General features: G+C 60.3%; 12 protein-coding genes. 7 read left to right on the top strand and 5 right to left on the bottom strand.

Annotation, left to right across the window (positions count from 1 at the left end):
• Window positions 1-2 precede the first annotated feature (2 nt).
• The 3 genes from ACRRSD_RS11380 (at window position 3) to ACRRSD_RS11370 (ending at window position 2,141) form a co-directional block, all read left to right on the top strand.
• Window positions 3-572 carry a GNAT family N-acetyltransferase gene (locus ACRRSD_RS11380; protein WP_435038113.1) on the top strand — a complete coding sequence of 190 codons (570 nt, stop codon included), beginning with the start codon at window positions 3-5 and terminating at the stop codon, window positions 570-572.
• A gap of 109 nt (window positions 573-681) precedes the next feature.
• Entirely contained in the window at window positions 682-1,551 is an 870-nt protein-coding gene (gene tesB / locus ACRRSD_RS11375; RefSeq protein WP_003228466.1) for an acyl-CoA thioesterase II, read from the top strand.
• Complete coding sequence (locus ACRRSD_RS11370) at window positions 1,548-2,141, top strand: HAD family hydrolase (protein WP_435038112.1); 594 nt, start codon at window positions 1,548-1,550, stop codon at window positions 2,139-2,141. Before tesB ends, ACRRSD_RS11370 begins: the two co-directional genes overlap by 4 nt.
• A gap of 114 nt (window positions 2,142-2,255) precedes the next feature.
• Here the strand turns inward: ACRRSD_RS11370 and ACRRSD_RS11365 are convergent, their stop codons facing one another.
• The 4 genes from ACRRSD_RS11365 to ACRRSD_RS11350 form a co-directional block, all read right to left on the bottom strand.
• Window positions 2,256-3,209: an alpha/beta hydrolase gene (locus ACRRSD_RS11365; protein WP_435038111.1), complete on the bottom strand. Its 954-nt coding sequence runs from the start codon at window positions 3,207-3,209 to the stop codon at window positions 2,256-2,258.
• A complete protein-coding gene (gene ypfJ / locus ACRRSD_RS11360) occupies window positions 3,210-4,097 on the bottom strand; it encodes a KPN_02809 family neutral zinc metallopeptidase (RefSeq protein WP_435038110.1) in 888 nt (295 codons plus the stop codon).
• A 193-nt stretch (window positions 4,098-4,290) separates the two neighbouring features.
• The gene (locus ACRRSD_RS11355; protein ID WP_435038109.1) at window positions 4,291-5,124 is read right to left on the bottom strand and encodes an aldo/keto reductase; all 834 of its coding nucleotides are present in this window, start codon (window positions 5,122-5,124) and stop codon (window positions 4,291-4,293) included.
• The gene (locus ACRRSD_RS11350; RefSeq protein ID WP_435038108.1) at window positions 5,108-6,847 is read right to left on the bottom strand and encodes an FAD-dependent oxidoreductase; all 1,740 of its coding nucleotides are present in this window, start codon (window positions 6,845-6,847) and stop codon (window positions 5,108-5,110) included. The genes ACRRSD_RS11355 and ACRRSD_RS11350 overlap by 17 nt, the downstream gene beginning before the upstream one ends.
• A 177-nt stretch (window positions 6,848-7,024) precedes the next feature.
• On the opposite strand from ACRRSD_RS11350, the gene ACRRSD_RS11345 reads away from it, so the two are divergent.
• The 4 genes from ACRRSD_RS11345 to ACRRSD_RS11330 all read left to right on the top strand — a co-directional run bounded on the left by ACRRSD_RS11345 (window position 7,025) and on the right by ACRRSD_RS11330 (window position 10,907).
• On the top strand, window positions 7,025-7,801 hold the full coding sequence (locus ACRRSD_RS11345) for an IclR family transcriptional regulator (RefSeq protein WP_435038107.1): 777 nt from the start codon (window positions 7,025-7,027) through the stop codon (window positions 7,799-7,801).
• A gap of 232 nt (window positions 7,802-8,033) precedes the next feature.
• Window positions 8,034-9,095 carry a Gfo/Idh/MocA family protein gene (locus tag ACRRSD_RS11340; protein ID WP_435038106.1) on the top strand — a complete coding sequence of 354 codons (1,062 nt, stop codon included), beginning with the start codon at window positions 8,034-8,036 and terminating at the stop codon, window positions 9,093-9,095.
• Between the two features lie 2 nt (window positions 9,096-9,097).
• A complete protein-coding gene (locus ACRRSD_RS11335) occupies window positions 9,098-9,913 on the top strand; it encodes a sugar phosphate isomerase/epimerase family protein (protein WP_435038105.1) in 816 nt (271 codons plus the stop codon).
• Between the two features lie 115 nt (window positions 9,914-10,028).
• Entirely contained in the window at window positions 10,029-10,907 is an 879-nt protein-coding gene (locus ACRRSD_RS11330; protein WP_034153813.1) for a DMT family transporter, read from the top strand.
• A 129-nt stretch (window positions 10,908-11,036) separates the two neighbouring features.
• On the opposite strand, the gene ACRRSD_RS11325 is transcribed toward ACRRSD_RS11330, so the two are convergent.
• Entirely contained in the window at window positions 11,037-12,374 is a 1,338-nt protein-coding gene (locus ACRRSD_RS11325) for an MFS transporter (RefSeq protein ID WP_435038104.1), read from the bottom strand.
• Between the last annotated feature and the right edge of the window lie 65 nt (window positions 12,375-12,439).

The following is a 12,439-nucleotide window of genomic DNA, read 5'->3' as shown; positions in this document are numbered from 1 at the left end:
CGATGGAGCCGATACTGGAACTTGAAAGCGCGCGCTTGCTGATGCGTCAGTGGCAGGACGAGGATTTGCCGGCATTTGCCGCGATGTGCGCCGATCCTCAAGTGATGCGTTATTTTCCGGCGCCGTTGAGCCGCCTGGAAAGTGCCTCGATGATCGGCCGCGTGCGCGGGCATTTTGCCGAGCACGGTTTCGGTTTGTGGGCGCTGGAGCGCAAGGACAGCGGCGAATTCATCGGTTTCACCGGTCTCGGCGTGGTCGGCTTCGATGCGCCGTTCACGCCAGCGGTGGAAATCGGCTGGCGCCTGGCCAAGGAACATTGGGGCCTGGGCTATGCCAGTGAGGCGGCGTGGACCGCTCTGCGTTGCGGCTTTGATCGATTGGCTTTGAAGGAAGTCGTCTCCTTCACCGCGCAATCCAATCTACCGTCGGAAAAAGTCATGCAGGCGATCGGCATGCATCACGCTCCGGAAGATGATTTCGATCATCCGAAACTGGCCGTCGATCATCCGTTGCGCCGGCATGTGCTGTACCGCATCACTCGGGAACAATGGCTGCAAACCTTGCATGGATAAGCCGACACGGACGTTTACAATGGCCGCCATATCATTGGCCCGTGCCAGAATCTGAATCGGCCGCCGCAGCCAAGACTGCGCGGCATAGCTTTGTGTGAGGAGAGTCTGAATGAGCCAAGTGTTGGAAGATCTGGTCGACCTGCTGACCCTGGAACCGATCGAAGAAAACCTGTTCCGTGGCCGTAGCCAGGATCTGGGTTTCCGTCAGTTGTTCGGTGGTCAGGTGCTCGGCCAGTCGCTGTCGGCGGCCAGTCAGACCGTTGAAGAGGCGCGTCATGTGCATTCGATGCACGGTTATTTTCTGCGTCCGGGCGATGCCAAGTTGCCGGTGGTTTATTCGGTTGATCGCGTGCGCGATGGCGGCAGCTTCAGCACCCGCCGCGTCACGGCGATCCAGAAGGGCCATCCGATCTTCACTTGCAGCGCGTCGTTTCAATACGACGAGGCAGGCTTCGAGCACCAGAGCCAGATGCCGGTGGTGGTCGGCCCGGAAAACCTGCCGTCGGAGCTGGAGTTGACCCAGCAACGTGCGCACCTGATCCCGGAACACATGCGTGAAAAACTGCTGTGCCCGAAGCCGATCGAAGTGCGCCCGGTCACCGAAAAAGACCCGTACAACCCGCAACCGGCCGATCCGGTGAAATACGTGTGGTTCCGTGCTGATGGTGCACTGGCTGACATCCCGGCGCTGCACAAATACCTGCTGGCCTATGCCTCTGACTTCGGCCTGCTGACCACCTCGATGCTCCCCCACGGCAAATCGGTCTGGCAGAAAGACATGCAGGTCGCCAGCCTCGATCACGCGCTGTGGTTCCACAACGATCTGCGCGCCGATGACTGGTTGCTCTACGCGATGGACAGCCCGTGGGCCGGCAATTCCCGTGGGTTCTCCCGTGGCAGCGTGTACAACCGTGCCGGCCAACTGGTCGCGTCGGTGACGCAGGAAGGCCTGATCCGCCATCGCAAGGATTGGGCATGAGCCTGAAAGAGGTAAAGCACTGGGTGTTCGACATGGACGGCACGCTGACCGTCGCCGTGCATGATTTTGCGGCGATTCGCGTGGCGCTGGCGATTCCGCCGGAGGACGACATCCTCACTCATCTTGCGGCATTGCCGGTGGATGAGGCAGCAGCGAAGCATGCCTGGTTGCTGGAGCACGAGCGCGATCTGGCGCTGGGTTCGACCCCGGCCAACGGGGCGGTAGAGCTGGTGCGCGATCTGCATGCGCGCGGTTATCGACTCGGCATACTGACCCGCAATGCGCGGGAACTGGCGCATGTGACGCTGGAGGCCATTGGTTTGGCTGACTGTTTTGCGGTGGACGATGTGTTGGGCCGAGATGAAGCGCCGCCGAAGCCGCATCCGGGTGGTTTGCTGAAACTGGCAGACGCTTGGGACGTGCCGGCGAGTGAGCTGGTGATGGTCGGTGATTACCGCTTTGATCTGGATTGCGGCCGAGCGGCGGGGGCGCGGACGGTGTTGGTGAATCTGCCGGAAAACCCGTGGCCCGAGCTGACCGATTGGCATGCGAAGGATTGTGTCGAGTTGCGGCGGATGCTGCTGGCCTGAAATCTTTGCTGCCTGAGCTGGCCTCTTCGCGAGCAAGCTCGCTCCCACGGGGAATGTATTCCAAATGTGGGAGTGAGCTTGCTCGCGAAGAGGGCATAAAATCCGCCAAACAGCTTACTGTTCGAACAACGCCTTTTGCCCCTCCGGCGAGGTCAACATCCCATCACCGTTATGCCCAACCCCGGGCACTTCAACCAACCGCTGATTCACCCCTTCCGGATGCCGGCGCAGCAAATAGCCGAAGTAAAATTTCCCACGCTCCAGGCGATACGCACCTTGCGCCTCGGCTTCACAACGCTTGTCCAGCGCCGGATGGTTGGGGTCGACGTCCTGCTGCCCAAGCAGATAAATCACCTCGCGTTTGATGTAACTGCTCTCAAGCTGCAACGGCGTTTGCCCACCGGCATAGACCGGCATGTCTGCCAGACCATACTTCCAGCGGTTGAAACCCGCGCACTTGGCGTGATCGAACGCCACCGGCCGCTGCTCATTGAAATACGCGTACGACGACGGATTCGCCACCACATAGCGCAAACGAATGCCGTTGGCCTTCAGCGCTGGCTGATCCTTGGCGAGCAGGGCATAACGCTGCACCACTTGACCTCCGCCGGAGTGGCCGAATATCACGATTTGCTTCACGTCGGGAAACTGTTTGCGGTCGCTGATCCGCGTGACGATCTCATCGAGCGCGGCGTAGGAGCTCAACGGATTCGGCCCTGTGGATAACCCGCCGCCCATCCACTCGTTGCCTTGCCAGCGCAGCAACGTGGCGGGGAGCGAGTACAGCGCGACATCGCTTTCATTGAGAAACTGCGGGGCAATCACCAAGGTGTGCGTGGTTTGCCCCGCCAGCTCGGCGGCACTCTCGGCGCTTTTGCGATAGGTCTCGGCGTTGCGTAATCGGCCATGAATGACGATCAGCACTCGCTCGATCTTCTCCGGCGCAGGCCCGATGCCTACCGCCATTTCCCCGACCTTGAGTTGCAAACGACCGGGGCTGATCGCATCGACACCGGCAGCGTGCGCGGTGCTGCCAACGATCAGTAACGCCAAAAGCCATTTATGCATTTACAGGTTTTTCGCCGCGAAGGTGTCGCACTGGCCGACCTGGCCCTGCGCGAATCCGGTTTTGAACCAGCGCACCCTTTGCGCCGACGTACCGTGGGTAAACGAGTCCGGCACCACACGGCCCTGACCCTGTTGTTGCAGGCGATCATCACCGATGGCGTTGGCCGCATTCAAGGCTTCTTCGATGTCGCCCGGCTCCAGCCAGTTCAAGCGCTTCTGTGCGCTGTAGGCCCAAACGCCGGCGAGGCAATCGGCCTGCAATTCCTGGCGCACCAGCAAGCCGCCATCGCCTTCCATCTGCCGGCCTTGCTGACGGGCTGTCTGCATTTTCGCCGAGACGCCGAGAAGCGTCTGCACATGGTGTCCGACTTCATGCGCGATGACGTAGGCCTGGGCGAAGTCGCCCGCGGCCTTGAAGCGTTGTGACATTTCCTGGAAGAACGCCATGTCCAGGTAGACCTTCTGATCCGCCGGGCAGTAGAACGGGCCCGTGGCCGAGGTCGCCAGACCGCAGGCGGAATTGACCCTGTTACTGAACAGCACCAGGGTTGGGTCTTTATATTGCCGCCCGGCCTGCTGGAAAATCGTGCCCCAGGTGTCTTCGGTATCGCCGAGGATCGAACGGACGAATTCGGCCTGTTCATCGTTGGCCGGCGGTGCCTGGCGGGTTTGCGAGGTCGGCGCCGCTTGTTGTGTGGATTGCCCGGCGAGCTGGCCGAGGATCTGCAGCGGATCCTGCCCGGTGATCCAGCCGATACCGACGATCAGCAGAATCGCCCCCAGACTCAGGCCTTTGCCACCACCGAAGCGCATGCCGCCGCCACCGCCGGCATCATCACCACGGGCATCGACGACGTTGTCACTGCGTCGGCCTTTTTTCCATAGCATGTGGGAATCCTCTGTGTGTATCGGATGGTGATGAGTGTTGCTGTTGTGTGAGTGTGGCGCCAGTCCGGTCGTCCGTCTATTCGCTCACATGCAAACAGGCCCGGCCTCGTGGTGACGAGGTCGGGCCTGTTATTGACGATGGGAAGGCCTGCGAATTCAATCCCGTGGCGGGTTTCTTTCAGCAGGTCATGAATCAGCGATCAAACGCATCCCACTCTGGGGCGAAATCCGGACTGACCTGACGCTCGCGCTTCGACAGGGCGGCGATCAATGCGCGGTCTTCATCGTCGAGTTCGACCTTCAGCGAGGCGAGGTTGGCCAGTTGATTGGCGCGGCTGCTGGCCTTTGGAATTGCCGCGACATTGGGTTGATCGAGCAACCATTTCAACGCCACTTGAGTCGGCAGCACACCGTGCTTGTTGGCGATCTGTTGAATCTGCGGGATGTCCGAGACCTTGTTGCGCGCCAGCGGGGTATAGGCCGTTAGTGCCAGATTGTGTTGACGGGCGTAGTCGAGCAGGGCGTTTTGGCCGAGGAGGACGTGGTACTCGACCTGAATCGCTGACAGATCGATGCCATATTCCTCGACGACTTTGCGCAGCAATGGCAGTGGAAAATTCGCTACGCCGATGTTGCGCGTCAGGCCCTGCTCCTTGAACGAGGCCAGCGTTTCGAGGGTGCGTGGCAGGTCCCAGTCGGTGGTCGGCCAGTGAATCATGAACAGGTCAACGTAATCACTGCGCAAGGCCGTGAGGCTGCGATCCATGGAGTGGCGCATCGCGTCGGGTTGCAACTGGTCCCACCAGACCTTGGTAGTGACATGAATCTGTTCGCGCGGTGTCGGCGTATTCGCCAGTGCTTGTCCGACCGCGTCTTCGTTGTTGTAGGCCGCAGCCGTATCGATGTGGCGATAACCCAGTTCCAGTGCTTGCTCCACGGCGCGAGTGCATTCGTCGCCGAGCATTGGCCAGGTGCCTAGGCCAAGTTTTGGCATGTTCAAACCCTGGGCGTTAACGATGTGCTGCATGGTCGATCTCCTGTTCGAAAGCAGTCATGCCGGCAATGTGCCGGGCGGCGATGTAACCGAAAGTCAGTGCCGGGCCAAGATTGATGCCGCCCGCCGGGTAGTGGCCGCCCATGATGCTGGCCATGTCGCCACCCGCTGCGTAGAGGCCGGCGATGGGTTGTTCGTTGGCATCCAGCACTTGCGCGTGTGGGTTGACCTTGAGGCCGGCAAACGTACCGAAGCAGCCGGGTTGGACTTTCACTGCGTAGAAAGGGCCGGTGTCTATTGGGGCAACGCAGGGGTTGGGAAGGTTCGCCGGATCACCCTGTTTGCGGTTGTAGGGTGTTGTGCCGCGCCCGAACAATGGGTCTTCGCCATGGCGTGCATGGCGGTTGTAATCGTCGAGTGTTTGGCGCAAACCGATCGGGTCGATGCCGCAAGCGTTGGCTAATTCTTCAATGGTGTTGCCGGTTTTCAGATAGCCGCTGCGGATAAATTCTGACACTGGCAGCGGAAACGGCCGCGATATGCCCAGGCCATAACGCCGTTGAAAGGCTCGGGTGCAGATCAGCCAGGAGGCGACTTCTTCACCTTCCGGCGCAGTAGCGACCATGGCGCTGACGTAGTCGTAGTAACCGTTGGCTTCGTTGACGAAGCGCTGGCCGTTGCGCAGCACGCCGATGATCCCGGGTTTGCCGCGCTCGATGATGTGTGGGAAATGGCCAATGCTGCCGTCGGAATGCGGCACCTGCGATACCGGTGCCCACGCCACGGGGGAAGCCATGTCGGTATTGACCCGTGCACCGACGCTTTCGCCCAGGCGCAAACCATCGCCATTGACGGCCAGTGGCGGCAGCGCCCAATGTTCGTGGCCGGTCGGTGTGCGCGGGAACAAGGCTTTGCGCCGCTCGATGTCATTGGCAAAACCACCGGCGGCGAGCACCACGGCTTTGCGGGCATGAATGCGCATCGGGCCTTTGCGGGTGTTGATCACTGCACCCGAAACACGATTTTCGTCGCGCAGCAATTCCGTTACCGGCGCCGATTCCCACAGCAACACGCCGAGGTCTTCGGCGGACTTCGCCAGCCGTGCCACCAGCGCCACACCGTTGACCAGTTGCATTGCCCGGCCATGCACGGCGAGGTCGAACACGTGCCGAGTGAAACGTTGGGTCACATGCCATGCGGCTTTCATTGAGCGCGTCAGATTGAGAAACGCCGACAGATCCGCCCCAGCCATGATCGGCATGCCCATGAAGGACGTTTCGCGCATGGTGGTACGAAGGCGCTTGAGCAAGCGTCCGACCTTGCGTCCATCGTACGGTGCCGCGATGACCGAGCGACCGCCAGTGCCGGCCCCCGGCGTGTCGCCATGAATGTCGGCGATGGTGTTGCCATCGGCAAATTGCAGCGCGGTGTGCTGCTCGAAAAACGTGACCATGCGCGGTCCCGCTTCAAGGAAAGCGTCGATCATCGCTGGGTCGAAATGCTCGCCCAGTTCATGGCGCAAATAGGTGCGCGGTTGTTCGATGTCTTCGATGATCCCGGCCCTACGCGCCAGTGGATTGCACGGCACCCAAGCCCAGCCACCGGACCAGGCGGTGGCGCCACCGAACACCGGATCTTTCTCGACTACGATGACTTTCAAGCCATGCCACGCAGCAGTCACGGCGGCCGACAACCCGGCAGCGCCGGATCCGACGACCAATACGTCACAGTCGATTTCCGGGAGTTCGGCAGACATCAAACAACGCTCCAGCGATAAATTGTTTTTGGAATTTGATTCCAGAAAATAACCAGTGCTGGTGTGGCTCGACAAGACTCGATGTAACAAAGCGGGCGGTTATCGAACAAGCGGTTCCAGATTTCGCTTTGCCGCTGATGTCTTCTAGAATCGGCAAAATTTCCTTTGGATGTCCCCATGGCCGGCAGTCAAATCGAACGGGTTTTCAGTGTGCTGGAAAGCCTTACCAGTGATCCGCGCGGGCTGCCGATGCAGACCCTGGCCGAGCAACTGGATATCCCCAAGAGTGCAACACACCGCTTGCTCGCCGAGCTGATCCGCTTGGGCTACGTGCGGCAGAATGCGGAAACATTGCGTTATCATTTGTCGACCAAACTGGTCGCGATGGGCTTTCAGTACTTGTCGAGCAGCGGTGCAGATATCGTCCAGCCGGTGCTTGATCGACTGGCGGAGGAAACCGGCGAACTGGTGCGTTTGGGCGTGATCGACGGCGAGCGCCAGACCTGGATTGCCAAGGCGCAAGGTGCGCGCACCGGTCTGCGTTATGACCCCGACATGGGCCGTGATGCGCCGCTGTTCTACACCGCCTCCGGGCATGCGTGGCTGGCGTGCATGAGCGATGCGGAGGCGTTGTCACTGGTCGAGCGGCAGGCAGCGGAAGTGCCGGTGGGGATCGGGCCGAATGCGCCGCGCTCCAATATCGAGTTGCTGGAACGGCTGCGTCTGGCGCGCGAGCAGGGCTATGCCTGGGTCGAAGAGAGTTCGGCAGTGGGGACTTCGGCGATTGCCGCGGTGGTGAGGCATCCAACGGATGGTCGGGTGATTGGTGTACTGAGTATCGCCGGGCCGAGTGCGCGGATGCCGGGGGCGAGGTTGCATGAGCTGGCGCCGTTGCTTCTGCAGTTTGCTGAGGAGATGTCGGCGGCCAGCCTGGCCTCAGAACTGTTTATCTAATCCGCCGCAAATCCCCGGTAGGAGCTGCCGAAGGCTGCGATCTTTTGATCTTGTCTTTTAATAGCAAAATCAAAAGATCGCAGCCTTCGGCAGCTCCTACATGGATATTCGTTTGGCTTGAAATTGTGCGGTGTTCGCACGGTTTTGGGATAGATGGGTGTCTGATTCTGGAACTCGGTTCTAAATTGTTGCTGGAGTGATATTCCAACAACAATCACAAGAGGACCGCACCTTGAATTCGCCCCTTCGAATCGCCCTGATCGGCGCCGGCAACATGGGCCAGCAACATCATCGGCATCTGCAATCCATCAGCGAAGCGACGCTGTGCGCCGTGGCTGATCCCGGTCCGCAAGCCGCAGCTCTTGCGGCTGAATGGGGCGTAAGGCATTTCGCCGATCATCGTCAGATGCTGGAGCTTGTCCGGCCAGACGCGGTCATTGTCGCCAATCCGAATAATCAACACGTCAGCACCGCGCTCGATTGTCTGGCCGCGGGTGTGCCGGTGCTGCTGGAGAAACCGGTCGGCGTGCACATCGATGAAGTGCGCGAATTGGTTGCTATGGTTAAAAGCAGCGGCGTGCCGGTGCTGGTTGGCCATCATCGGCGCCACAATCCGCTGATCGTACGTGCCCATGAGTTGGTGCAGAGCGGGGCACTCGGGCGTTTGACCACGGTCACTGCGTTGTTCCAGTTGCGCAAACCCGACAGCTATTTCGAGATCCCGTGGCGCCGCGAACCGGGCGCCGGGATGTTGCTCACCAACCTGATCCACGACCTCGACCTGCTACGGCATCTGTGTGGTGAAGTGCGCTCGGTGCAGGCGATCACCGACAACGCCGTGCGCGGTTTTGCCAATGAAGACAGCGCGGCGGTGTTGCTGCAATTCGAAGGTGGCACATTGGGCACATTGAGCGGTTCCGACGCGGTCGCCGCGCCGTGGAGTTGGGAGCTGGATTCCGGTGAGAACCCGGTGTATCCGCGCCAGGCCGATCAGCCGTGTTATCTGCTGGCCGGAACCGCCGGCGCCTTGAGCATCCCGCAACTCAAACGCTGGCATTACGCCGCTGATCAGGTCGACGCCGGTTGGCATGAACCCTTGCAGGTGGTGGAAGAGTCCTACAGCGGTGACGAAGCTTTGCGCTTGCAGTTAGAGCATTTCGTACGCGTGGCGCGGCGTGAAGTCGAGCCGCTGGTGAGCGCTGCCGATGCCGCCCGCACCCTTGCGCTGGTCGAAGCGATCCGCGAGGCCGCCGCCACTGGCCGTGCCTACGCCCCTGCACTGATCGAGGCTTGAACATGAACGAACGAATTCTGTCCCTGGCCAGCCTCACCGTGCTGGAGTTGTCGCCACCGCAAATGGTCGAAGTGGCCGCACGTGCCGGTTACAGCCATGTCGGCTTACGCCTGGAGCCAGCGACGCCTGAGGAATATCACTTCCCGTTGGTGGCCGATGCTGATTTGCGCCGTCAGACATTGGCGCGGTTACGCGATACCGGCCTCCGTGTGCTCGACGTGGAAATCCTGCGTCTGAAGCCACAAACCATCGTCGCCGATTTCGAGAAACTTCTTACGGTCGGCGCGGAGTTCGGCGCCACAGAATTACTCGTTGCCGGGAATGATCCTGACGAGCAGCGACTCACCGATCACTTCGCGGCCCTTTGCGATCTGGCGGCCCCTTACGGATTGCATCCGCATCTGGAGTTCATGCCCTGGACTGATGCGCGCGATCTTCAGCAAGCGCTGCGCATTATCGAGAACGCTGATCGGGAAAACGCTGCGGTGCTGATCGATGCGTTCCACTTTGATCGATCGGCGTCACGCTTACAGGATCTGGCCAACGTGCCGGTGTCGCGCCTGCGTTATGCGCAATTATGTGATGTAGCGGGGCCGCGACCGTCAGACATGGCCGAGATCTTGCGTCAGGCGCGCAACGAGCGGCGGTTTCCCGGCGAGGGCGATTGCGATCTGCTCGGGTTGCTGAAAGCGTTGCCGGCTAATATCCCACTGAGCCTGGAAATTCCCACGGTAAAACTGCTGGAGCAGGGCGTGAGCGGATTGCAGCGGGCGCAGATGTCGATTGAAAAAACTCGAGCGTTGTTGGCGCGGCTTTAAGCGGTGCTGCGCACCTGTCGCGGGCAAGCCAGCTGACATAGGACAGTGCTGTTCCAGTGGCGGCTAGACTTTCCTGCGAAGGTTTTTGATCTTTTTGGTAATACAAGGAAACCCAATGACCGTCAGCACCCCGCTCTCCGGTGTCAACCAACCCTTCAAGGGGATCTTGCTGATTGTCGTGGCAACCTTCCTGTTCTCCAGTCACGACGCGCTGTCGAAATACCTGTCCGGTTTCTATCCGATCGTGATGGTGGTGTGGGCGCGCTATCTGGTGCACACCCTGCTGATGGCGGGGATTTTTCTGCCGCAGTCCGGGTTGCGCGTCCTGCGCACCAAAAAGCCGTTATGGCAGTTGGTTCGGGCACTCTGCCTGCTCGGCACCAGCCTGTTTTTCACCACCGCTTTGTTGTACATCCCGTTGGCGGAGGCCACGGCGGTCAACTTCCTTGCGCCGGTTTTGGTGACCGCATTGTCAGTGCCACTGCTCAAGGAACGGGTGACGCGCGGGCAATGGATCGCGGTGATCTGCGGCTTTATCGGCGTGCTGATCATCGTCCACCCGGGCGGTGAGTTGTTCACCCCGGCAGTGTTGCTGCCGTTCTGCTCGGCGCTGTTTTTTTGTTTCTATCAACTGCTGACCCGCAAGCTCGCCGAAGTCGATAGCCCGACCACCAGCAACTTTTTCGCCGGGCTGTGTAACACGCTGGTGATGAGTGCGCTGGTGCCGTTCTTCTGGCAGGTGCCGACGCTGACCCATGCCGGGCTGATGCTGGCGCTGGGCAGTTGCGGGATGACTGCGCATTTGTTTCTGACCCAGGCGTTCCGCCATGCCGCACCGGCACTGCTGGCGCCGTTCGGTTATTGCCAGATCGTGTTTGCCGGGTTGTTGGGCTGGTTGCTGTTCAATCACACGCCGAGTCTGTTGACGATCATCGGCATTGCGGTGATCTGCTGCAGCGGGTTGGCGGCAGCGTGGCAGCAAAGCCGTCGTTGAGCTGACAACACAAGAAACTGTGGGAGCGAGCTTGCTCGCGAAAGCGGTGTGTCAGTCACATTTGTTTCGACTGTCAGTCCGCATTCGCGAGCAAGCTCGCTCCCACAAGGGGCCAATATAGTGGCCAGGTTATTCGGTGAGGGTAGGAATCTTGCGCGGTGCCATGAAGTACATCCAGGTCAGCGCAATGAAGTACATCGCCGGGATCAGGGTGAACAACACGGTGTAGTTGTTGTTGGTGACGGTGAGGATGTGGCCGACGATCTGGGTCATGAACATCCCGCCAATCGCGGCGCACATGCCGCCGAAACCGAACACCGTGCTCATCATGTGCTTGGGCGTGTAGTCCATCACCAGGCTCCAGATGTTCGCCGTCCAGGCCTGGTGCGCACCAATGGCCAGAGAGATCGCAGCGACTGCAACCCACAGATTGGCTGAACCGGCCGCCATGACCACGCCGATGATGCAGCAGGCAAACAGGAACATCGACAGCAGCCGCGCCTTGATCGAGTTCATCCCGCGACCGATCAGGAACGAAGACAGAATGCCGCCGCCGACGCTGCCGAAGTCAGCCGTCACGTAGATAATGATCAGCGGAATACCCATCTGGGTGACGTTGATGCCCAGGTTGTATTGCTGGTTTAGAAACGGTGGCAGCCAGTAAAGGTAGAACCAGAACACCGGCGCGGTCAGCGAGTAGGCGAGGGCGAACGCCCAGGTACCGCGCATGCGCAGGATTTTCGAGAACGGTACGCGGGCCTGCTCTGGTTCGACTTCCTTCTGGATGTAGTCCAGTTCGGACTGTTTGACGCTCGGATGATCTTCCGGGTTGAAGTACTTCAAACCCCAGAACAGCAGCCAGATCCCGCCGAGTGCCGACATGCACAGGAACGCCGCTTGCCAGCCCCAGACATGCAGGACCAATGGCAGCAGCATCGGTGTAAACATCGCACCGACGTTGGTGCCGGCGTTGAAGATGCCAGTGGCGACCGCACGTTCGCCTGCCGGGAACCACAGGCGCGTGGTTTTCACGCAGGCCGGGTAGTTCGCCGCTTCGGTCAGGCCGAGGATGAATCGGCAGACCATAAAGCCAACGGCCGAAGTCGCCAGACCATGTGCACCGGTGGCCAGGCTCCACAGCAGCACGGCGCAGAAGAACACGCGTTTGACGCCGACCCGGTCGATCAAGCGTCCTTGCAGGACGAAACCGATCGCGTAGCCGACCTGAAACCAGAAGTTGATGTTGGCGTAATCCATCGCCGTCCAGCTCATTTCCTTGGCGAGGATCGGCTGCATGACGCCGAGGGCGGCGCGGTCGATGTAGTTCAGGGTAGTGGCGAAAAACACCAGCGCCAGCATGCCCCAACGGGTCTTGCCGACAGCCATGGCGCCGCGGATCTTGTCGCCGATGCCACCCGTGGCAGTGCTCATGGCCGGAGCCATGCGGGAAGTCTGTGAAGGAATCATGTGTTCCACCCGTTTTTGGATTTGTTATTTGGTGTGCTTTCTACTTTGCACGCTGCGACCGGTGG

Source organism: Pseudomonas neuropathica (assembly GCF_051174785.1).
Classification (GTDB): domain Bacteria; phylum Pseudomonadota; class Gammaproteobacteria; order Pseudomonadales; family Pseudomonadaceae; genus Aquipseudomonas; species Aquipseudomonas neuropathica_A.
This window is presented reverse-complemented; position numbering and strand designations above follow the sequence as displayed.

What these genes read in the sequence shown, in the direction of transcription:
- ACRRSD_RS11380 (WP_435038113.1), top strand. Translation starts at nt 3, where the DNA reads ATGGAGCCGATACTGGAACTTGAAAGCGCGCGCTTGCTGATGCGTCAG.
- ypfJ (WP_435038110.1), bottom strand. Translation starts at nt 4,097, where the DNA reads ATGCTATGGAAAAAAGGCCGACGCAGTGACAACGTCGTCGATGCCCGT.
- ACRRSD_RS11335 (WP_435038105.1), top strand. Translation starts at nt 9,098, where the DNA reads ATGAACGAACGAATTCTGTCCCTGGCCAGCCTCACCGTGCTGGAGTTG.
- ACRRSD_RS11330 (WP_034153813.1), top strand. Translation starts at nt 10,029, where the DNA reads ATGACCGTCAGCACCCCGCTCTCCGGTGTCAACCAACCCTTCAAGGGG.
- ACRRSD_RS11350 (WP_435038108.1), bottom strand. Translation starts at nt 6,847, where the DNA reads ATGTCTGCCGAACTCCCGGAAATCGACTGTGACGTATTGGTCGTCGGA.
- ACRRSD_RS11325 (WP_435038104.1), bottom strand. Translation starts at nt 12,374, where the DNA reads ATGATTCCTTCACAGACTTCCCGCATGGCTCCGGCCATGAGCACTGCC.
- ACRRSD_RS11345 (WP_435038107.1), top strand. Translation starts at nt 7,025, where the DNA reads ATGGCCGGCAGTCAAATCGAACGGGTTTTCAGTGTGCTGGAAAGCCTT.
- ACRRSD_RS11370 (WP_435038112.1), top strand. Translation starts at nt 1,548, where the DNA reads ATGAGCCTGAAAGAGGTAAAGCACTGGGTGTTCGACATGGACGGCACG.
- tesB (WP_003228466.1), top strand. Translation starts at nt 682, where the DNA reads ATGAGCCAAGTGTTGGAAGATCTGGTCGACCTGCTGACCCTGGAACCG.
- ACRRSD_RS11365 (WP_435038111.1), bottom strand. Translation starts at nt 3,209, where the DNA reads ATGCATAAATGGCTTTTGGCGTTACTGATCGTTGGCAGCACCGCGCAC.
- ACRRSD_RS11355 (WP_435038109.1), bottom strand. Translation starts at nt 5,124, where the DNA reads ATGCAGCACATCGTTAACGCCCAGGGTTTGAACATGCCAAAACTTGGC.